16 protein-coding genes are annotated in these 20,202 nt (G+C 70.5%); 8 read left to right on the top strand and 8 right to left on the bottom strand.

The genetic code is table 11. The features are described 5' to 3' along the window. Positions 1–20 precede the first annotated feature (20 nt). From ACFQ6X_RS23500 to ACFQ6X_RS23515, 4 genes are read right to left on the bottom strand one after another with little or no spacing between them, the layout of a single operon-like run. Positions 21–1,499 carry a trifunctional class I SAM-dependent methyltransferase/NUDIX hydrolase/VOC family protein gene (locus tag ACFQ6X_RS23500; RefSeq protein ID WP_383184326.1) on the bottom strand — a complete coding sequence of 493 codons (1,479 nt, stop codon included), beginning with the start codon at positions 1,497–1,499 and terminating at the stop codon, positions 21–23. A 36-nt stretch (positions 1,500–1,535) separates the two neighbouring features. Then, complete coding sequence (locus tag ACFQ6X_RS23505) at positions 1,536–3,044, bottom strand: tripartite tricarboxylate transporter permease (protein WP_383184327.1); 1,509 nt, start codon at positions 3,042–3,044, stop codon at positions 1,536–1,538. Between the two features lie 3 nt (positions 3,045–3,047). Then, complete coding sequence (locus tag ACFQ6X_RS23510; protein WP_383184328.1) at positions 3,048–3,566, bottom strand: tripartite tricarboxylate transporter TctB family protein; 519 nt, start codon at positions 3,564–3,566, stop codon at positions 3,048–3,050. After that, complete coding sequence (locus tag ACFQ6X_RS23515) at positions 3,563–4,546, bottom strand: Bug family tripartite tricarboxylate transporter substrate binding protein (protein ID WP_383184329.1); 984 nt, start codon at positions 4,544–4,546, stop codon at positions 3,563–3,565. Before ACFQ6X_RS23515 ends, ACFQ6X_RS23510 begins: the two co-directional genes overlap by 4 nt. Positions 4,547–4,679: 133 nt before the next feature. Here ACFQ6X_RS23515 and ACFQ6X_RS23520 point away from each other — a divergent pair, with 133 nt between their 5' ends. The 5 genes from ACFQ6X_RS23520 to ACFQ6X_RS23540 all read left to right on the top strand — a co-directional run bounded on the left by ACFQ6X_RS23520 (position 4,680) and on the right by ACFQ6X_RS23540 (position 9,950). Beyond that, a complete protein-coding gene (locus tag ACFQ6X_RS23520) occupies positions 4,680–5,378 on the top strand; it encodes a response regulator (protein ID WP_383184330.1) in 699 nt (232 codons plus the stop codon). Between the two features lie 124 nt (positions 5,379–5,502). After that, entirely contained in the window at positions 5,503–7,077 is a 1,575-nt protein-coding gene (locus tag ACFQ6X_RS23525; RefSeq protein ID WP_383184331.1) for an alkaline phosphatase D family protein, read from the top strand. A 266-nt stretch (positions 7,078–7,343) separates the two neighbouring features. Further along, positions 7,344–7,505, top strand: a complete 162-nt coding sequence (locus ACFQ6X_RS23530; protein WP_267074644.1) for a hypothetical protein — start codon at positions 7,344–7,346, stop codon at positions 7,503–7,505. 346 nt (positions 7,506–7,851) lie between these two features. Beyond that, positions 7,852–8,454 carry a hypothetical protein gene (locus ACFQ6X_RS23535; RefSeq protein WP_383184332.1) on the top strand — a complete coding sequence of 201 codons (603 nt, stop codon included), beginning with the start codon at positions 7,852–7,854 and terminating at the stop codon, positions 8,452–8,454. A gap of 470 nt (positions 8,455–8,924) precedes the next feature. Next, positions 8,925–9,950 carry a lytic polysaccharide monooxygenase gene (locus ACFQ6X_RS23540; protein WP_383184333.1) on the top strand — a complete coding sequence of 342 codons (1,026 nt, stop codon included), beginning with the start codon at positions 8,925–8,927 and terminating at the stop codon, positions 9,948–9,950. A gap of 54 nt (positions 9,951–10,004) precedes the next feature. Here ACFQ6X_RS23540 and ACFQ6X_RS23545 read toward each other — a convergent pair whose 3' ends face one another. The 3 genes from ACFQ6X_RS23545 to ACFQ6X_RS23555 all read right to left on the bottom strand — a co-directional run bounded on the left by ACFQ6X_RS23545 (position 10,005) and on the right by ACFQ6X_RS23555 (position 15,508). Next, positions 10,005–10,910 carry an esterase/lipase family protein gene (locus ACFQ6X_RS23545; RefSeq protein WP_383184334.1) on the bottom strand — a complete coding sequence of 302 codons (906 nt, stop codon included), beginning with the start codon at positions 10,908–10,910 and terminating at the stop codon, positions 10,005–10,007. Between the two features lie 165 nt (positions 10,911–11,075). Beyond that, positions 11,076–12,056 carry an ImpB/MucB/SamB family protein gene (locus tag ACFQ6X_RS23550; protein WP_383184335.1) on the bottom strand — a complete coding sequence of 327 codons (981 nt, stop codon included), beginning with the start codon at positions 12,054–12,056 and terminating at the stop codon, positions 11,076–11,078. Next, positions 12,053–15,508: a DNA polymerase III subunit alpha gene (locus ACFQ6X_RS23555; protein WP_383184336.1), complete on the bottom strand. Its 3,456-nt coding sequence runs from the start codon at positions 15,506–15,508 to the stop codon at positions 12,053–12,055. The genes ACFQ6X_RS23550 and ACFQ6X_RS23555 overlap by 4 nt, the downstream gene beginning before the upstream one ends. Positions 15,509–15,864: 356 nt before the next feature. On the opposite strand from ACFQ6X_RS23555, the gene ACFQ6X_RS23560 reads away from it, so the two are divergent. Both ACFQ6X_RS23560 and ACFQ6X_RS23565 read left to right on the top strand, forming a co-directional pair. After that, positions 15,865–16,905 carry a DUF3533 domain-containing protein gene (locus ACFQ6X_RS23560; protein WP_383184337.1) on the top strand — a complete coding sequence of 347 codons (1,041 nt, stop codon included), beginning with the start codon at positions 15,865–15,867 and terminating at the stop codon, positions 16,903–16,905. Between the two features lie 243 nt (positions 16,906–17,148). After that, positions 17,149–17,643 carry a phospholipase gene (locus tag ACFQ6X_RS23565; protein ID WP_383184338.1) on the top strand — a complete coding sequence of 165 codons (495 nt, stop codon included), beginning with the start codon at positions 17,149–17,151 and terminating at the stop codon, positions 17,641–17,643. A 124-nt stretch (positions 17,644–17,767) separates the two neighbouring features. Here the strand turns inward: ACFQ6X_RS23565 and ACFQ6X_RS23570 are convergent, their stop codons facing one another. Next, positions 17,768–18,853, bottom strand: a complete 1,086-nt coding sequence (locus tag ACFQ6X_RS23570; protein ID WP_383184339.1) for a S1 family peptidase — start codon at positions 18,851–18,853, stop codon at positions 17,768–17,770. Between the two features lie 427 nt (positions 18,854–19,280). Between ACFQ6X_RS23570 and ACFQ6X_RS23575 the strand changes: the two genes are divergently transcribed. After that, positions 19,281–20,165, top strand: a complete 885-nt coding sequence (locus ACFQ6X_RS23575; RefSeq protein WP_351171299.1) for an alpha/beta fold hydrolase — start codon at positions 19,281–19,283, stop codon at positions 20,163–20,165. Positions 20,166–20,202: the final 37 nt, after the last annotated feature.

A 20,202-nucleotide genomic window follows, 5' to 3' on the forward strand; every position in this document is an offset into this window, starting at 1 on the left:
CTCGTTCGGACCGGGCCGGATCAGGGTGCGACCAGTTCGACCTCGTACCCCGCCGCGTTCTCCAGGTACGCCGCGTAGTGCCCGCTGCCGCCCGCGTACGGATGGCGGTCCGGGAAGAGCAGCCGCCAGCCGTGCCCGGGTGCGCGTGCCACCAGTGCGTCGAGGGTGGCACGGTCCCGGACGTGGAAGGCCAGGTGGTTCAGGCCGGGGCGCAGCCTGTCGTGCGTGTCGCCGGCCAGGTCCGGTGACTGCGCGACCACCACGTAGCTCCCGCCGCGCCGCCAGCTGAGGCCCTGCGCCCAGCGCTGGTACGGGACATGGCCCAGCTCGCCCAGCAGCCAGCCCCACTCGGCCTCGGCCGCCGCCAGGTCGGGCACCCACAGCTCGATGTGGTGGACCCGGCCGGTGGGGGCCACCGAGACCGGCAGCGGGACCGCGCGCCGTACCGCGTCCGGCGTGTACGCGATCGGGTCGCCGTCCTCGTGCCAGTGGACCAGGAAGCGCTCCTCGGCCAGGTACCCGTCGAGGCCGGCACGGCAGTACGCCACCATGTCGTCCGGCAGCGAGTCCAGCGGGAACCAGCCGAGCTCGGAGCACTTCTCCGGCTCGGCGTTGCGGGGCGGCCTGGCCGGGTCGTACTCCGCCTCGAAGAACCAGCCCATCCTGGGACTGCCGCCGGGCCCCCGGTGCTGCATGACCAGGGCCACCCGCAGCTCGTCCGGATCCAGTACGACGCCGATCTCCTCGGCCGTCTCCCTGATCATCGCCTCCCGTACGTCCTCGCCGTCCTCCGCGTGGCCGGAGGGGGCGTGGAGCAGCCCGTCCGCGTACCCCGTGCCCGCCCGCCGGGCGAGGAGTACATCGGGTCCGCGGCGCAGGATCAGATGGACGTCGACGACCTCCGTGTGCCGGTGTGCCGGTTCGGCGCGGGCCACCAGGGCGTACCGCTCGTCGTCGACCTCCCTGCCCCAGAGCCGGGTGTCGCCGGAGAGCGGCTCGTGGTGGATGCGCTCCGTGTGCGGGGCGAGCAGTTCGGTGAGGCGGGCCGCGGAGAGTCCCACCCCGCCCCATACGCCTTCGATCAGCACCAGCCGGCCGCCCGGCTTCAGCAGCGTGAACCAGTGGTGCAGGGCGGCGGCGGGGTCGGGCAGCAGCCAGACCATGTGCCGGGCCAGGATCACGTCGAACCGCTGTTTGCCGACGGGGGGTTGCCCCGCGTCGCCCACGAGCACCTCGGTGCCGGTCCCGGTGAGCTTGGCCCGCGCCTGCTCGGCCATCCGCGGCGAGCGGTCGACGGCGGTGACCCGGTGCCCCTGCCCGGCGACCAGGAGCGCCAGGCTTCCCGTACCGCACCCGAGATCGAGCACCTCGGAGCGCGCCGGGGGCAGCCAGCTCTCCAGCCGCTGCGCCCAGGCGTGTCGTATCGCGGGATCGAGGAGCCCGTGGTCGGGCTCCTCGTCGAACGAGTCGGCGGCGGCGTCCCAGTCGATCGTGGTCATACCCGCAATCCTCTCAGCCGCCGCCGACAGCACCCGCTACTTCCGCGCCTCCCGGCGCCTCACCAGCAGCCTCGTCACCGGCTTCCTCACCAGCGGCCACACCAGGATGAGCAGGACGATCGCGTACACCGTCACGGAGAACGGGGTGTTGACCAGGCCGGTGGCGCTGCCGTCGCTGATCTGCAGTGCGCGACGCAACTGCTGTTCGGCGGCCGGGCCGAGGATGACGGCGATGATCGCGGGGAGCACGGGCAGTCCGTACCTCCGCATCCCGAAGCCGATCAGCCCGATCACCAGCAGGATCACCAGGTCGACCGCCTCGCCGCCGACCGCGTAGGCGCCGACGGCCGCGAAGAACAGGATGCCCGCGTAGAGGTAGGGGCGCGGGATCCGCAGCAGCTTGGCCCACAGGGGTGCCAGCGGCAGGTTGAGCGCGAGCAGCAGCACCATGCCGACGAAGAGCGAGGCGATCAGGCCCCAGACCAGATCGGGTTCACGCTCGAACAGCAGCGGGCCCGGCTGGATTCCGTACTGCTGGAAGGCAGCCAGCATCACCGCGGCGACCGCGGTGGTGGGCAGGCCGAGGGTGAGCATGGACACGAGCGTCCCGGCGGCGGAGGCGGATGCCGCCGACTCCGGGCCGGCGACGCCCTCGATGGCGCCCTTGCCGAACTGGTCGCGGTGCTTGGAGAGCCGCTTCTCCGTGACGTACGACAGGAAGGTGGGGATCTCCGCACCGCCTGCCGGGATCGCGCCGAACGGGAACCCGATGAGGGGCCCGCGCAGCCAGGACTTCCAGGTGCGGCCGACGTCCTCCTTCCCGAGCCAGGGGCGTCCGACGGGGATCGGCTTCCCCGTGGAGCGGCGCAGGTGGGCGGCGACCCAGAGGGCCTCGCCGATCGCGAAGAGCCCGACCGCGACGATCACCACGTCGATGCCGTCGGCCAGTTGGAGCGAGCCGAAGGTGAGCCGCTGCTGGCCGGTCATCTGGTCCAGGCCGACGAGGCCGATGGTGAGACCGATGAGGAGCGAGGCCAGGCCGCGGATCCTGGAGGAGCCGAGGACGGAGGTGACCGCTATGAAGGCCAGCACCATGATGGCGAAGTAGTCCGGTGCACCGATGTCGACGGCGAGCGCGGCGACGGTCGGAGCGAGCAGGACCAGCAGGATCGTGCCGATCATGCCGCCGCTGAAGTGGCCGATGGCCGCGGCGGCGAGAGCCTGTGCGCCGCGTCCGGCCTTCGCCATGGGGTTGCCTTCGATCGCGGCGACGACCGCCGCGCTCTCCCCGGGGGTGTTGAGGAGGATCGAGGTGGTGGAGCCGCCGAACATCGCGCCGTAGTAGATCCCGGCGAACATGATGAACGCGCCGGTCGGTTCGAGTCCGTACGTGACGGGCAGCAGGAGCGCCACGGCCATGGCGGGACCGATACCGGGGAGCACACCGATCGCCGTGCCGAGCAGGACGCCGACGGCGGCCCAGAGCAGGTTGACCGGCGTGAGCGCCGTGCCGAAGCCGTCGATGAGGGAGTTGAGGGAATCCATCGGTCAGAGCACCCCCATCAGCGGGCCGCCCGGGAGGGGTACCCCGAGCAGGTTGTCGAAGACGAAGTAGGTCACGAGCGACAGCCCCGCGGCGATCAGCGGATCGCGGTCGTAGTGGCGGCTGCCGAGTGCGTACGCGGAGCCCCAGAAGAGCAGGGCGCCGGATATGGGGAAGCCGAGCGGGCCGATGAGGACGGCGAAGGCGAGGAAGACCCCGGTGAGCAGGGCGACGGTGCGCCGGTCGGCCGGTTCGGCGAGATCGACGTCCTCGCCGCCTTCGGCCTCACCGCGGCCGCCGCGCAGGACGTCGACGGCCAGGAGCACGGCGACCACGAGCAGGCCGGCCCCGACGACGACCGGGACGGTCCTGGGGCCCACGGGTCCGCGCTGGGTGATGTCCACGTCCATCGTGAGGGCGTCGGTGAGGACGAGGACGCCCAGCGCGAGCAGCAGGACGCAGACACCGAGTTCGGAGTGCTCGCGCAGCCAGGAGCGGGCGGTGGCGGGAGGGGGTGTCGTCACAGTCCCAGCTCCTTCAGCACGGTGGCGACACGGTCGTCCTGGGCCTCCAGGAACTCACCGAAGGCGTCACCGGTGAGGAACGCGTCGTCCCAGCCGTTCTTCTTCATCGAGTCCTGCCACTGCTTCGAGTCGTGCAGTTCCCGCAGGAGTGCGACGAGCTTGTCGCGTTCGGCGTCGGAGAGGCCCGGCGGGGCGACGATGCCGCGCCAGTTGGTGAAGTCGGTGTCCAGCCCTGCCTCGCGGAGGGTGGGCGCGTCGAGTCCCGGTACCCGCTCGGGTCCGGTCACGGCGAGCAGCCGCAGTTCGCCGGCCTCGATCTGGTCGAGGTACTCGCCGACTCCGGAGACGCCGAAGCCGACCTTGTTGCCGAGGATCGAGGCGAGCAGTTCTCCGCCGCCGTCGAAGGGGATGTAGTTGACCTGCTTGGGGGCTATCCCGGCGGCCTTCGCCATCAGCATGGGTGCCAGGTGGTCGGGCCCGCCGGGCGACGAGCCGCCGCCGACGGGAATCTTCCCCGGGTCCTTCTTCCAGGCGGTGATCAACTGGTCGATGGTCCTGTACGGGGAGTCCTTGGCGACGACGACGATGTCCTGCTCCTCGGTGAGCCGGGCGATCGGGGTCGTGTCGGCCAGGGTCTTGGGCGACTTGTTGGTGTGGACGGCGCCCACGACGCCGAGACCCATGGACATGGCGAGCTTGCCGTTGCCGTGTTCGCCGACCAGCCGGGTCACCCCGACGGTGCCGCCCGCGCCGGGCAGGTTGAACACCTCGATGCTGTGGGTGAGGCCGGCGTCCTCGGCGTTCTTGGCGGCGGTGCGCGCCGTGATGTCGTAGCCGCCGCCGGGTGTGTTGGGAACCATGAAGCGCAGTCCGGGAATCTGCGTGCCGGTGTCGGAGCCGCTGCCCGTGGAGAGCAGCGGTGGCCCCGCGACCACCAGCAGCGCCGCCCCGAACAGGGCGAGTGGAGTGCGCAATCGCACCGGGTGCCGCCTTTCGAGCCATGCGTGGACGGGTGTGAGGTGGCCCACATGTTGCCCGTGCGTCAGCCGGCTGTCGCCGTTCCGGAACCAATGGACGTTGTGGTCGTTGTGGTCGCGACCTACGGTGTCGGGCGTGACGAAAGTGCTGGTGGTGGACGACGACTTCATGGTCGCGAAGCTGCACAGCCGCTATGTGTCCGCGATGGACGGATTTACGGTCGTCGGCGTGGCCCACAGCGGCGCCGAGGCCCTGCGCGCGGCCCGTCGGCTGCGGCCCGACCTGGTCCTGCTCGATATCTATCTGCCCGATATGGACGGGATCAACGTGCTGCGGGAGCTGCGCGCGGCGGAGGAGCGACACGCGGACGCCCACAGCGCGGACGCGCTCTTCATCACGGCCGCCCGCGATGCGGGAGTGGTCAGGGCGGCTCTGAGGGCGGGCGCGCTGCACTACCTGATCAAGCCGTTCCACCGCTCGGCGCTGCAGGAGCAGCTGCAGCACGTGGCGGCGCTGCGCAATCGCCTGACCGCACTCGACGAGTCCCGTCAGGAAGCCCGCCAGGAGGACGTGGACCGCATCTTCGGCACCCGTCCCCCGGGGTCGCGCGAACTCCCCAAGGGCCTCGCGGGACATACCGCGGACCTGGTGGAGCGCATTCTGCGGGACCACCCGGCGGGTCTGTCGGCCTCCGAGTGCGCGGAGGCCGGTGCACTGTCCCGCGTCAGCGCGCGCCGGTACCTCGAGTACTTCGCGGAGACGGGGCGGGCCGAGGTGTCGCTGCGGTACGGGGGTACGGGGCGGCCGGAGCGGCGCTACCGGGCGGTGTCCTGAGCCGCTCGCCGTATAGATGTCCTGTTCACGCATCGCTCGGCCCCCGGCCATACGTTGCGCGTGAGCATGACATCAACTCCCGGCAGCGTGTCCGAGGTTGGCACAGATCAACCGAGGAGGACCCGTGGTCGCGATGTCCGTGTCCCGCAGGCAGATGTTCGGATTCGGCGGTGCCGCAGCCGCCGCGCTGATGCTCGGGACGGGGGCGTGGGACGCGCAGTCCGCGTTCGCCGCGCCCGCCCTGAAGGGTGACCCGTTCACCCTGGGTGTCGCCTCGGGCGACCCCACGTCGGACGGGGTCGTTCTGTGGACGCGCCTTGCCCCCGACCCGTTCGCCCAGGACGGCCTCGGCGGTATGCCGGCGACGCCCGTCCGCGTCCAGTACGAGGTGGCGCTCGACGAGCGGTTCCGCCGGGTCGTACGTCGCGGCAGCGTGGTCGCGACTCCTGAACTGGCGCACTCCGTCCACCCCGAGGTCAACGGCCTCGCCCCCGACCGCGTGTACTGGTTCCGCTTCCGGGCCGGCTCTGCCGTCTCCCCCGTCGGACGTACGCGCACCGCCCCTGCACCCTGGGACTCCCCGCGTCGGCTGAGGTTCGCCTTCGCGTCCTGCCAGGCGTGGCAGGACGGTTACTTCACGGCGTACCACCACATGGCGCAGGAGGACCTGGACCTGGTGGTGCACCTCGGTGACTACCTGTACGAGTCCGGCGTCAGGACGAACAAGCGCGGTGTGACCACCGATCCCAGGTTCCACACGGAGACCCTCGACCTGGCGCGCTACCGGCTGCAGTACGGCCTCTACAAGTCCGAGGCTCCGCTGCGCGAGGCACACGCCAACTTCCCGTGGATCATGACCTTCGACGACCACGAGGTGGAGAACAACTGGGCCGACGAGGTCTCCGAGAACAACGAGAACCCCGAGACGTTCCTGAAGCGCCGGGCCGACGCGTTCCAGGCCCTGTACGAGCACGCGCCGCTGCGCCACACCCAGCTGCCGAGCGGCCCCGACGTACAGATGTACCGCAGGCTCCCCTACGGGCGCCTCGCCGACTTCACCATGCTCGACACCCGCCAGTACCGCGACGACCAGCCGTGCGGCGACGGCACGTCCGCGGACTGTGCCGAGCGCTTCGACCCGGCACGGACCCTGCTCGGTGCCCGGCAGCGGGACTGGGTCCTCAAGGGCTTCAGCCGCTCGTCCGCCCGCTGGCAGATCCTCGGCAACCAGGCGCCGATGGGCCAGACCGACCATGACCCGGGTCCCGGCACGACCGTCTGGATGGACCCGTGGGACGGCTACGTCACCGAGCGCAACCGGCTGCTGGCCGAGGCCGGCACCCGCGGGGTGCGCAACCTGGTCGTCATCACGGGCGACCGGCACCAGAACTACGCGTGGGACCTGAAGCGCGACTACGCCGACCCCTCATCGGCGACCGTCGGTTCGGAGTTCGTGGGCACCTCGGTCACGAGCGGCGGCGACGGCGCGGACATGACGGCGCAGGGCGCGACGTTCCTCGCGGCGAACCCGCACATGAAGTTCTTCAACAGCCAGCGCGGGTACGTCCGGGTCACGGTGGACCGGGAGCGCTGGACGAGCGACTTCCGCGTCATGCCCTTCGTGACGAAGCCGGACGCGCCGATCAGTACGCGTGCGAGCGTGGTCGTGGAGGACAAGGTGCCCGGCGTCCAGATCTGACCGGCAGTCATCGTTGTCGGCACACAGTCCCGTTACGGCACCGTCGGGGCCCGGCCGGTCCGTCCGACGCGACAGGACGGACCGGCCGGGAGTCGGTCACGGCGCCACAGAATCTCCGCCGAAGGTCACTGCGAGGCTGCCGCCCGTGGCGAACGACCGGTCCAGGGCACCGGCGTAGTCGGAGCACGCGGACCCGTTGGAACCGGTCCAGAACTGGTACGAACCGTCGAACCGGGTGGCACGGGGATGGCCGCTAAGGTCGCGGCATGGGGGGACTGGACGTCAAGCTGCGGCTGAAGCCGTGCAAGTGGTGCAAGCGGCCGATCAAGCAGGGTCGTTGGTGGCGGCCGAAGCGGTACTGCAATCGGTGGCACCAGGTGAAGTACCGGGTCGTGGACCTGGTCAACAACGTGCTGGACGGCCTCTGAGCACCCGGCCGGGCACCGTCGTTGCCGGCCGATGCAGATGCCGAGCGAACAGCTCCCGTCGGCGGCGCCGGATCTTAGAAGTTCAATGGTGCACGGCGCAAAAGAACCCGACCCCGATACCGCTGGCAACTAATAGTTAGTGCTTAATTCGCCTTGCTATTGATGCGCTTCGAGCCCTGCATATGGAACGCCCGGAACTCCTCACCTTGTCCCCCGAAGAGAGCAATAAGAGGGTGCTACTCGAAGGCTGAGGAGACGGAAGGGCTGAGGCTGACCCAATCAGCCCAGCCCTCGCTGCGCCACGCCTGTACGCGGCTGATCATGGGAGCGACCCAGGGAGGTCGTGATGGATACCGGCAACAGAAGCGTCGGGCCAGAGCCGCAGAGCGGCGATAGAACCCGCTCGAGACTCGCATCGGTGCCCGGCTTTGCCAGCGCGACTCTCGCGCTCGCCGCCTTGGTCGTCTCAATCATTGCGATGGTGATGCAGAAGGACACAGCGGAGGAGCAGACAAAGCTTGGTGTAGAACAGAAAGAGTTGACCAGAGAGCAAACGAACCTGGAGAACAGGCGGGACGCGGAGGCAGCCCGCCCAAAGGTCAGCTATTGGTTGCTGCCAACTGGCTCCGGTGACGGCATCCTGCACATCATCAACAAAGACAAAGACCCGATGACCTGGTTCTACATCGAAGCGGGCGGTACGCAAGGAAGTCTCAATTTCGTACCCCCCTGCACACGCACTTCCATCCAACTTTCGCCAGAACTAGTGGAACTCTTCACTGCGGACACCGACGGCTGGACCGCGCGCTTCCATTCGGCTGGAAAGTGGTGGACGTTCGATAAGGCCTGGCAGGTCATCCGAGATACTGGGCTGCCCAGCCGATCGGATGTGCCAGAGTTGAGTTGGGCAGGCGTCACATTCACGCCAGAGCCTGACTGTGAGACGTAAAGGGCTCCAGGTCCCGGCCTTTGCCGACTGATCGGCTTTGACCGATGCGACGAGGAGAAGCAGCATCCCGCCAGCCACCGCCTACGAACAGCGGGCCCCGGACCTCCGTCTGTGGCCTGCTGTCGTTTGGGAGCCACCCAGTGCCAGTTTGGGAGCCAAAGTGGGAGCCACCGGCCACGACACGTGGCGGACTCCCCCGGACCGTCCTGGACAGTGAGGGCTCCAGCCATGGCCTCCAGCAGGGCACGCCGGACGCCACCCTGACGAGAGGCTTAGCGGTCCCTTAAGCCCGCCATAACGATGGCCACCTGCGGCTTCCCTCGGCCGGATCCGCCCTGGACGGCGGCTAGTTTGCTGATCACCGGGACGGGGTCCGCTCCGTCGGTGCGGCATTCGTACGGGGGGCCGCACCGGCGTTCGGCCCTGTGCCGTCCCCTCACAGACGTGTCCGTCGAAGGAGAACCGCCACCATGGCCGCCATCAAGACCGCTCGCCGCAGGCTCGCCCCGATCGTCGCGCTCGGCATCGCTCCGCTCGCACTGACCGGGCTGTCCGCCGCCCCGGCGGCCGCCCACGGTTCGCTGACCGACCCGGTGAGCCGGGTCTCGGCCTGTTTCGCGGAGGGGCCGGAGAGCCCGAAGTCCGCCGCGTGCCAGGCGGCGGTCGCGGCGGGCGGCACCCAGGCGCTGTACGACTGGAACGGTGTGAACATCGCCAACGCGGCGGGCAAGCACCGTGAGCTGATCCCGGACGGCAAGCTGTGCAGCGCGGGCAACGACAAGTTCAAGGGGCTCGACCTGCCGCGCGCGGACTGGCCGTCCACCCCCATGAAGGCGGGCAGCCACACCTTCCGGTTCCGGGCGACCGCACCGCACAAGGGTTCCTTCGAGCTGTACCTCACCAAGGCCGGCTACGACCCCTCGCAGCCGCTGAAGTGGTCGGACCTCCAGGAGAAGCCCTTCGCCGAGGCGACCGACCCGAAGCTGGAGAACGGGTCGTACGTCTTCGACGGCACCGTGCCGCAGGCCTCGGGACGGCAGTTGGTGTACACGGTCTGGCAGCGTTCGGACTCCCCCGAGGCGTTCTACGCCTGCTCCGACGTGGTCTTCGGTGGCGAGGGGACCGGCAGCGGCTCCGTTGCCGCCGTCCCGGCACCGACCGCCTCCGCCCCGTCGGACCAGGACATCGACGAGGGCGCCGACAAGTCGTCCGTCGAGCACAACGGGCACGGTGACAGCGACGCCGCGACGGGCGCGAAGGTCACCGAGGCTGCCCCGGCCGACGGGGGCGAGGGCGGGGACGAAGCCAACGCTCCTGAGCCGAACAGTGCCGCCGCCGCTCCGGCCGGCGCGGCGGACGAGACGCTCGCCGAGACCGGTGGCAGCGGCAGCACCACGTACCTGGCGATCGGCGGTGCGGCCGCGCTGGCGATCGGCGCGAGCGCCCTGTTCGCCTCGGTCCGCCGCCGGGCAGCCACCGGCTCCCACCGCGGCTGACCGCTCACGGCCGGAGCCCCCGCGCGGCCGCACCGCGCGGGGGCTCCGGCTCGCTCAGCCGATCACCGACAGGCAGTCCGTCGGGGTGGCGTGCGCCGGGTCGAGCGCGTTCTCGACCTCGTGGAAGGCGATGCGGTCGATGGTCCCGATCGCGACGTGTTCGGACAGGTCGAGGGCGCACAGGTTCTGGAGCAGGACATTGCGTACGTTCGGTCCGCTCAGGTACTGCGTGCGGTACGGGGTCACGACCTCGTCGTACTGGGTCGCGATGACGGTGTAGCGGACACCGGGCACGGTGTCGCCGCCCGCGTTGAGCTTGGTGATGAAGGCGGATCCGGCGACCTGGTCGGCGAGGCCGGGGGTGTTCATGGTGAGCAGGTCCTCGATACCGGGGAAGTACGGCAGGAGCTTGGTCAGGCCGAGGAGCGTGGTGCCGTGGTTGTCGGGGGCGATCCCGACCAGGGCGTTCACCTTGGCGGCGCCGCCGAGGAACTTCAGGTAGTAGTTGGGCATCATGCCGCCCTGGGAGTGGCCGACGATGTCGGCCTTGGGTGCGCCGGTGGCGCCGAGCACCTTGTCGACGAACACCTTGAGCTGTTCGGCCGACTTGTCGATGGGGCCGAGGCCGTTGAAGAACGGCACGCCCGGGAGCTGGCCGTAGTCGAGCGAGAAGACGCAGTAGCCCCGGTTGACGAGGTACGGCGCGAGGACGAGCCAGTTGTCGATCGAGTTCCCGAAGGTTCCGTGGACCAGGACGACCGGGCGGGGATGGGCTGCGGAGGGCTTGCAGGAGTAGTCGTTCCAGCCACGGGAGGATGCGGCGGACGTGGAGGCGGCTTCCGTGGGAGAGGCTGCGGTCGCGGTCGCCATGGGGGTGGCGAGTACGGCGACGGCGAGGAAGAGTGCGGTGAGGGGGCGGCGTGCGCGTGGGGTACGCGGGGCACGGGTCCAGGGCAGCATCGAGCGATCTCCTTGCGGCTCAAGGGAGTTGCGATGACTGTGCGCCCTGTGGTCCGGACCACAAGCGAATGTGCTGGCGTTTCTATGTGCTCATGCCAAATTACGCGCGAGTAAGGTAGCGGGGGAAGTTACGCGTCGGTAAAGAAATGCTGGCAGTCCGCACGCTCAGTCGGCCAGTGCCGCCGGCCGCACGGCCCCCGCCCCGAAGCGCCGTCGCGCCCGGTCCGCCGCGGCTTCGGCGGCTCGGGCCCGGGCGTCCCCGCGGTCCAGGGAGAGCTGGCGGTAGGCACCGCCGGCAGGCAGCAGGTCGTCGGCGCGGACGGCGAAGGAACGGACGCGTGCCCGCTGCAGCCCGAGGGCGGCCAGCAGGCCCAGAGCGGCTGCGACGAGGGCCGGCGAGTGGTTGGTGGGTTCCGGCAGTTTGTGCATGCGGGTGGTGGAACTGCGGTCGGCGTACCGCACCGTGAGGGTGATCCGGCCCGCGACCTGGCCTTCACCGCGCAGGCGCTGACCGATTCGGTCGGCGAGCCCCAGGACGGATCGGTGATGCTGCGCCGGATCGAGGCAGTCCCGGTCGAGCACGAGATCGTCGACCAGGTACGCCGCCGGCTCCATGGGAGTGACCGGGCGGGGGTCGTGACCGCGGGCACGTTCGGCCAGCAACCGCGCCTGAGCGGCACCGAGAAGGCGCTGCAGGGTCGCCGGAGGTACGTCCGCGACCTGGCCGACGGTGTGCAAGCCGTATCTGCCGAGCGTTGACGCCGTGGCACGGCCGATCCCCGGCAGTGCGGTGACCGGGCGGGGGTACAGCCATTCGGCGGCCCGCCCGTCGGGGACCCAGGTGGTGTGCCCCGGCGCGGACGCGTCGGCCGCCATGGCCGCCAGCATGCGATTGCCCGCAAGGCCGGCGCTGCTGTCGATGCCGTACAGGGCCTTCATCCTGATCTTCGCCAACTGGACCACGTCGTAGGGAGACATGTCGAAGTACCGGAGCGCCGAGGCAAGGTCCAGCTGAACGGCGTCGGGCGGAACGGCCTGGACGTGAGGCGTGATACCGGACACCAGTTCGATTACGTCGGCGTACTGGGTCTCGGTGAGCGCCTCATGCAGATGGAGGTGGGCTATGTACCGCTGACGAGTGGTCATCCCGCGCTCCCCGGGCTGGTGTAGCCGAACTTCTTCAGGTCGGCCGTGCGGCTGCCGGCCGGCTGCAGGTCGGCGTACGGGTGCAGCCGGGCGCCCGTGGTGCCGTTGACCAGGGTGCGCTGCGGCTGTGCGGGAGTCGGTTGCGGATGGTCGGCGCCGAGCAGGGCGAGCGCGGCCTCGGGGCCGTTGTCGCGGCGGGCCGCGGCGATCTCGTCCAGGTCCCAGGCCATGGTGCCGACGACGGTGCGACGGGTGCCGCGCACCTGGACCGTGCCGCGGACCAGCAGCAGTCCGCTGTGGAAGACGGTGTGCGCGCAGGCCGGGTGGGAGTCCTCGAAGAACGCCAGGTCCACCAGTCCCGCACCGTCCTCCAGGGTGACGAAGATGATGCGCTTGCCGCTGGCGATGGGCGGGGTCTGGGTGGAGGCCCGCACACCGGCGACGAGGACCTGCTGACCGGCGCGCAGTCCGGCCAGGTGGGCCGCGTCGGTCGCGCCGATCTCGCGCAGCAGGCGGTGGTGGTGCTCCATCAGGTGCCTGGAGACATCGATGCCGAGTGTGCCCAGCTCCGCGCTCAGGGCTTCGCGCCCGGTCATCTCCGGAAGGCCGCTCGGCTCCGCGCCGCCGGCCACGTCCGCGTCGAAGGGCAGCTGGCCCTTGCCCGCGGACCGGGTGCGGGAGGCCCGGTGGAGTTCGGCGAGCTGCAGCAGCAGGTCTCGCCGGGTGAGGCGGCCGTCGTGGAGGCAGGTCAGGGCACCGATCTCCGCGAGGCGTTCGGCGACCGGCCGGCCGGGGCGGGCCCGCTGCCAGAAGTCCGACAGTGATCCGTACGGCTGCCCTTCCTCGATCCGTGCGCACTCCTCCTTGCTGATGCCGTGCACCGCGGACAGTGCGAGGCGTACCCCCCACTGCTCCGTGTCGGTCCGCTCCACGACGTGCTCCACCTTGGAGCGGTTGATGTCGACGGACAGGACCGGCACCCCGCGGCGGCGGGCGTCGGCGACGAGGACGCGCTTGGGCCACATCCCGGGATCGTGTTCGAGGAGGCCCGCCAGCAGGAACGCCGGGTAGTGCGCCTTGAGCCAGGCGCTCTGCAGGGCAGGTACGGCGAAGGCGACCGCATGGGCCCGGCAGAAGCCGTACGCGCCGAAGGCCTCGACGGTCCCCCACACCTCGTCGAGGACCTCCGCGCGGTAACCGCGAGCGCGTGCCCGGCGATGGAACCAGTCCTTGATCCTGGGCAGCCGGTTCTTGTCGCCGAGTGCCCGCCGGGCGATCTCGGCCAGTGCGCGGTCGCAGCCCGTCAGCACGGACAGCGTCTCGATGATCTGCTCGTGCCAGATGGTCACGCCGTAGGTGTCGGCGAGTACCGGTTCGAGGTCCGGGTGGGCGTAGTGCGGGGTGCCGCCGTGGCGTGCGGCGATGTACCGCTCGGGCATGCCGCCGGCGACCGGTCCGGGACGGAAGAGGCTGATGTCGGCGATGACGTCCTGCGGGTCGCGGGGCTGCAGCCGGGACAGCAGGTCCTGCTGGCCGGGTGACTCGAGCTGGAACAGGCCCAGGGTCTGGCTCTCCTGGATGAGCTTGAACGCGAAGACGTCGTCGAGCGGCACCTGCTGCGGGTCGTCCAGGTCGATGTGGCGGCCGGTCGCTCCTTCGATCTGTGTGACGGCGTGGGCCATCGCGGACTGCATCCGCACGCCCAGGACGTCGAGCTTGATGTTGCCCAGCGCCTCGATCTCCTCCTTCGCCGCCATCGCCATCGGGTAGTCGCCCTGCGGGGTCGGCTGCACCGGCAGCCGGTCCAGGAGTGTCGCGTTGCTGATGACCACGCCACAGGGGTGCATGGCCATGCCGTGGACCAGGGAGTCGAGGCCCTCGGCGAGCTCCCACAGCGGTCCGTACCGGTCCGCCTCGGCCGCCAACTGCCGCAGTTCGGGCAGCTCGGCGAGCGCGCCGGTGATGTCACAGGCCCGCAGGTGCGGGAAGCTCTTGGCGATCCGGTCGACCTCTGCGGGCGCGATCCCCAGCGCCAGGCCGGTGTCGCGCAGGGCGCGGCGGGCCCGGTAGGTCTCGGGCATGGCGGTGACCGCCACCCGCTCCTTGCCGAACCGTTCGAAGATCGCGTCGTAGCACTCCAGCCTCCTGGCGGACTCCACGTCGATGTCGATGTCCGGCAGGGACGCCCGTCGCACGCTGAGGAAGCGCTCGAACAGCAGGTGGTGGTCGAGCGGGTTGGCGGTGGCGATGCCGAGCGCGTGGCAGACCATCGACCCGGCGCCCGAGCCGCGGGCGGCGACCCGGATGCCCTTCGCCCGGATGTCGGTGACGACCTGGCCGACGGCGAGGAAGTACGAGTCGTACTTCAGCTCCGCGATCACGTCGAGTTCTTCGTCCAGCCGGTCGAGCGCCGCCCGGTCCCGGTCCAGGCCGTGTCGGGCCAGGCCCGTCTCGCACTGCCGTCGCAGCAGCTGCGACGCTCCGCCCGCCCGGGTCCCGGCGCCGAGCACTTCCGGTTCAGGGAAGTGCGGCGTTCCCAGCCCGAGGTCCGCCACGGGGTCGACGGCGCAGGAGACGGCGGTGGCGGTGGTGTCCGCCAGCAGGCGGGCCGCCCGCCGGGGGTCGGCTCCGGCGCACTCGGCGATCATCCGTGCGATGCCCGCCATCGCGCCCTCGTCCTTGAGCCAGCGCTGCCCGCTGTCCAGGCGGCGCCGGTCGATCGGCCGCAGCAGCCGCGCGGCGTCCAGGACGTCGGCGAGGCGGTGCTGGTCCGGGTCGGCGTAGCGGACTGCGTTCGACAGCACGGCGGTGGTGCGGGTGCGGTCGGCCAGCGCCAGGGTGCGGGCGGCCAGGCGGAGCGATCCGGGTCCGAGGCCGGAACGCTTCTGTGCGACGGCCTCCAGCCGGACCCCGTCCCCGAAGATCTCCTGCCACGGCGCCAGCAGTTTCACGGCGACGTCCTCCCTGCCTGCCGCCAGTGCCCGTACCGGCTCCGAGAGCGGCCCGAGCAGCACGGTCAGACCGGGGCCGCCGTGTTCGCGCAGTGCCTCCCACGGCACCATCACCGGTGCCGCGCCGGACGCGGTGCCGGCGTGCGCGGCCGACGTGATGCGGCACAGCCGCGCCCATCCGGCCCGGTTCTGCGCGAGCAGCACGAACCGCAGCGGCGGCTCGACGACGTGCGCCCCACCGCGTGCCGGGGTGCGACGACGCTGCGCCGGGGGCGGTGGCGCGATGGCCTCGACCGCCAGATCGACACCGAAGACCGGCCGGACGCCGGATTTCACGCAGGCCCGGGCGAACCGTACGGCCCCGGTGACCGTGTCCCGGTCGGTGAGTGCGACCGCAGCCATACCGCGCTCGGCGGTCCGCCGGACGAGGTGCTCGGGGTGGGCTGCGCCGTAGCGGACGGAGTAACCGGACGCGACGTGCAGATGGGCGAAGCCCGCCATGTCGCACCTCCATCACTACACCCCATTTAACCCATTCACCCGATACGTCTATCGTACGCTCGTTCGATTACCTTAGCTTCATCAACCCAGGTCGGCGACATGATTCGAACGTGTGATCGGATTCTGGAGTGCCGATGGCATGCCCTGGACAGGTGCCTCACCGTCACCTCCGTTGCCCGGCACGAGGGTTGGCGCAGATCGGCCTCCGCGCCGCGCGTATTCGTCCACGGCGAGAGCTTCGTCACCTGCGGCGCCCGCGTCCGCCCCTCCGGCTCCCGCGCCGGCCCCTCCGCCCCCCTGGGCCATTCAGCCCCGCCCCGCCTGCGTGAACGGCGGACCGACCTGACCGTAGGGGCATGACTTTCGCCGGTGAAGTGAAGAACGCCGTCACCACACGGGCCGCACTGCTCGTCATCGGCGTGCTCGGGCTGCAGCTGCTGTTCATCGCGTCGTACGTCGGGGCACTGCACAAGCCCGACCCGACGGATGTCCCCTTCGGTGTCGTCGCCCCGCAGCAGATGTCCGGGCAGCTCGTCACCCAGCTGGGCGACCTCCCGGGCGGCCCGCTGGACCCGCGCGCGGTGAGCGACGCGGCCGAGGCCCGCAGCCAGATCATGAACCGTGAGATCGACGGCGCCCTGGTCGTCAGCCCCACCGGGAGGACCGACACCGTCCTGGTCGCCTCCGGCGGCGGCACCGTACTGGCGGACAGCCTGGTCAGGATCATCGCCAGGGCGGAGGAACCCCGGCAGCGCACGGTGCGAGCCGTGGACGTGGCCCCGGCCTCCCCGGAGGACTTCGACGGCCTGTCGTCCTTCTACCTGGTCGTGGGCTGGTGCGTCGGCGGCTACCTCTGTGCTTCGATCCTGGCGATCAGCGCCGGCACCCGGCCCGCCAACCGGCAGCGCGCGCTCATCCGCACCGGAGTCATGGCGCTGTACGCGATCGCGGGCGGGATCGGCGGCGCGGTCATCGTCGGACCGGTGCTCGGCGCCCTCCCGGGCAGCGTATGGGCCCTGTCCGGGCTCGGCGCCCTGGTCGTCTTCTCGGTCGGCATGACCACTCTCGCTCTGGAGGCGCTCACCGGCATCGTCGGCATCGGCCTGGCCGTGCTGATCATCGTGATCGCCGGCAACCCGAGCGCCGGCGGCGCATTCCCGCTGCCGATGCTGCCGGACTTCTGGCGCGCGATCGGCCCCGCCCTGCCGCCGGGCGCGGGAACCTGGGTGGCCCGCTCGATCGCGTACTTCAAGGGCAACGCGGTCACCGGCCCCCTGCTGGTGCTCTCGGCCTGGGCGGTCGCCGGCACGGTCCTCACCCTGCTGACCGCGATGCGGCGCAAGCCGGACGAGGCGACGCGAGCGGCGACGGGCCACGGCGGCTCGGACCTCGCCTGAGGCTGTGCGCGATCACGTGCCCAGCGGCCGGAGCACTCCTGTGCGCCGGGGCTCCCGCATGCGCGGGGCGCCCGCCTCCCGGTAGCCCCCCGTGACGGCTGCCCGACCGGTGCCCCAACTCTTGGCGTCCGGCCGGCGAAACACCTAGGCATGGCAGGTACATGGCGTCATTCTGGAGCGGCCTCGTGCGACCCGCGAGGCGCACGGCCACCACAACTCTCTTTCATCCCACGGAGGTTGCTCATGCGTCGCCGATTCGCCACCCTGATCGCCGCAGTCGCCCTGTCGCTCCCGCTCGCCCTGATCCCCGCCGCATCCGCATCGGCCGCACCCGCGGACAAGCCTCAGGTCCTCAGCTCCTGGACCCAGACGAGCGCCTCCAGCTACAACGCCTGGAACTCCGCCCGCAACAACCAGGGAGCCTGGGCCGCGTACGGCTTCGACTGGGGGACGGACTACTGCAGCACCTCCCCCGACAACCCGTTCGGCTTCCCCTTCCAAACGGCCTGCGCCCGCCACGACTTCGGCTACCGGAACTACAAAGCCGCCGGCACGTTCACCGCCAACAAGTCCCGCATCGACTCCGCGTTCTACTCCGACCTCAAGCGCGTATGCGCCGCCTACTCCGGCGCAACGCTCACTTCGTGCAACGCCACGGCCTGGACGTACTACCACGCCGTGGACATCTTCGGCGTCGCACCGGCCAAGGCGGACGGCAGACTCCCCCAGGCCGCCTGACCGAAGCCCCTCCGGGCCCGGGTCACGCATCACGGTCCGGGCCCGCCCAGCGGTCAGAGCGACGGGCCCGCTCGCCTCACACGAAGTGGGGCGAGCGGGCCCGCGGCCTGCCGGATCCTGAGGGTCAGCCGATCTCGGCTCCGAAGGCGGACAGCGCCTCCGGGACCGGCTGGAAGAAGGTCTCGCCGCCCGAGGAGCAGTCGCCGCTGCCGCCCGAGGTCAGACCGATGGCGGTGTCGCCCGAGAAGAGCGAGCCGCCGCTGTCGCCCGGCTCGGCGCAGACCGTCGTCTGGATGAGCCCGTTGACGATGTCGCCGTTGCCGTAGTTGACCGTGGCGTCCAGCGCGGTGACCTCACCGTCGTGGACCTGGGTGGTGGAGCCGCTGCGGGTCACCGACATGCCGACGGTGGCCTCGCCCGCCTTGGTGATCGGCTGGGTGGAGCCGTTGTAGAGGTTCACCTCGCTGGGGTGCGGCACGTCCGAGGTGTACTTGACCAGGCCGTAGTCGTTGTCCGGGAAGCTGGAGCCCTCGTTGGCGCCGATCTCCGCGCCGCCCTGCGAGTCCGACCAGCTGGTGATCCCCTCGGTGCAGTGCCCGGCGGTCAGGAAGTACGGCTCGCCGTCCTTGACCACGTTGAAGCCGAGCGAGCAGCGTCCGCTGCCGCCGAAGATGGCGTCGCCGCCCGCGATGAGGGGCTTGAACTCCCCTGCGGACTTGTTGAGTTCCGCCTTGCCGCCGAGTCCTTCGACCACCGCGCTGAGCTTGTCCCAGGCAGCGCCCTCGACCGTACGGTCGGCGGTGACGACCACCTTGTTGCTGACGGGGTCGACCGCCCAGGAGGTGCCGGGGATGGTGGCCTTGGCGGTGAGCGTCTGCCGGGCCGACGTCAGCTCGGTGAGCGAGTTCTGCACGACTCTGGCCTTGCCGCCCGCCTGGCGCACCTGCTCGGCGGCGACCTCGTCGAGGACGTTCACGACGAGGTTCTTCGCCTCGGCGTCGTAGTACGCGCCGGCCGTGTCGCCGCCCAGGGTCTTGTCCAGGGTCGTGGCGAGATTTCCGGCCGCGTTGGCCGTCAGTGTCCGTGCCGTGAACTGAGGCACGTCATCACTGGCGTTCGCAGTCTGGAAGGTGACTCCTGCTGCAACCAGGGCGACGACAGCCGATCCCGCCATGGCCGCGCGCTTCCTGGATATGCGTCGGTGCTTCAACTTCGACCTCCTGTGGGGCCGTGGTACGGACCAGTGGGGGATCCGGAACACGGAGGATGGGGCGCCCACTATTCCGATGCGGGCGATAGCACACAAGGTCGACTTCAGGACGCACACACGACAACGACGCTTCACTCCTGACCCGTTCACAACCGGGAGGTCGGGCCACGTCGGTTCCAAATGCGAACACCGCGTGCAATCGATTGTCGGCAGCGGGTGAGGACTAGTCCTGTCCTGATTTCGCTCTTGCGAGTCCGGATGCTGGGGTTGCCCGTCCGGATGCGGTGCAAGCCGGAAACCGGGCAAACACGGGTTCCTTCCGACAAGGAGTCCCGGTGGTGCCTTTTCTGGGTCATCATCGAACTGGCAGCACACACCGGGCACTTGATGCCCGGACCGGGCGGGGTGACCGAGCGGAGGCGGCGGGGTGCGCAGTCGGGTGCGCGTGGCGGACGGGCGGCATCTGATGGTCGAGCGTCAGGGGGATCCGCGGGGCAGACCGGTCTTCCTCCTGCACGGAATGCCGGGCAGCCGGCTCGGCCCTGCTCCCCGCGGGATGGTCCTCTACCAGCGCAAGATGCAGCTGATCGCCTACGACCGCCCGGGGTACGGCGGTTCCGACCGGCTGGCGGGACGCCGGGTGGTGGACGTCGTCGAGGACGTACGGGCGATCGCCGACTCGCTCGGCCTGGAGCGCTTCGCCGTGGTCGGCCGGTCCGGCGGCGCGCCGCACGCCCTGGCGTGCGCGGCGATGATGCCCGAGCGGGTCACCCGTACCGCCGCACTGGTCGGTCTGGCCCCCTGGGACGCCGAGGGGCTCGACTGGTTCGAGGGGATGGCCGCGTCGAACGTCCTCGCGTACTCCGCGGCCGCGGCCGATCCCGACGGGCTCGCGGAGTCCTTCATCAGCCGCTCGGCGGAGATCCGGCAGGACCCGGTCCGGCTCCTGGACGACCTGCGCCGGGAGCTGACCGACTCCGACCGGATCGTCGTCAACGACGCCGGGATCCGCACGATGCTGCTCGCCAACTACCGTGAGGGGCTGCGCACTTCGGCGTACGGGTGGATCGACGACGCGATCGCGTTCTGCCGTCCGTGGGGTTTCGACCCGGCGGACATCAAGGGACCCGTGATGCTGTGGCACGGCGAGAAGGACGTGTTCTCGCCGGTCGGCCACTCCCGTTGGCTGGCGGAACAGATCCCGGGCGTCACCGCCGTGATGGAACCCGCGGCGGCGCACTTCGACGCGCTGTCCGTGCTCCCCGAGGTGCTCAACTGGCTGCTGGACGACCGGGAGGCTCCGGTCTGCTGACCCACGGCCCGGGGTGCGGTGTCCGTTCGGACACCGC

The sequence above is a fragment of the Streptomyces sp. NPDC056452 genome (assembly GCF_042796085.1).
GTDB lineage: Bacteria > Actinomycetota > Actinomycetes > Streptomycetales > Streptomycetaceae > Streptomyces.

What these genes read in the sequence shown, in the direction of transcription:
- ACFQ6X_RS23500 (WP_383184326.1), bottom strand. Translation starts at nt 1,499, where the DNA reads ATGACCACGATCGACTGGGACGCCGCCGCCGACTCGTTCGACGAGGAG.
- ACFQ6X_RS23505 (WP_383184327.1), bottom strand. Translation starts at nt 3,044, where the DNA reads ATGGATTCCCTCAACTCCCTCATCGACGGCTTCGGCACGGCGCTCACG.
- ACFQ6X_RS23530 (WP_267074644.1), top strand. Translation starts at nt 7,344, where the DNA reads ATGGGGGGACTGGACGTCAAGCTGCGGCTGAAGCCGTGCAAGTGGTGC.
- ACFQ6X_RS23535 (WP_383184332.1), top strand. Translation starts at nt 7,852, where the DNA reads ATGGATACCGGCAACAGAAGCGTCGGGCCAGAGCCGCAGAGCGGCGAT.
- ACFQ6X_RS23540 (WP_383184333.1), top strand. Translation starts at nt 8,925, where the DNA reads ATGGCCGCCATCAAGACCGCTCGCCGCAGGCTCGCCCCGATCGTCGCG.
- ACFQ6X_RS23545 (WP_383184334.1), bottom strand. Translation starts at nt 10,910, where the DNA reads ATGCTGCCCTGGACCCGTGCCCCGCGTACCCCACGCGCACGCCGCCCC.
- ACFQ6X_RS23550 (WP_383184335.1), bottom strand. Translation starts at nt 12,056, where the DNA reads ATGACCACTCGTCAGCGGTACATAGCCCACCTCCATCTGCATGAGGCG.
- ACFQ6X_RS23555 (WP_383184336.1), bottom strand. Translation starts at nt 15,508, where the DNA reads ATGGCGGGCTTCGCCCATCTGCACGTCGCGTCCGGTTACTCCGTCCGC.
- ACFQ6X_RS23560 (WP_383184337.1), top strand. Translation starts at nt 15,865, where the DNA reads ATGACTTTCGCCGGTGAAGTGAAGAACGCCGTCACCACACGGGCCGCA.
- ACFQ6X_RS23565 (WP_383184338.1), top strand. Translation starts at nt 17,149, where the DNA reads ATGCGTCGCCGATTCGCCACCCTGATCGCCGCAGTCGCCCTGTCGCTC.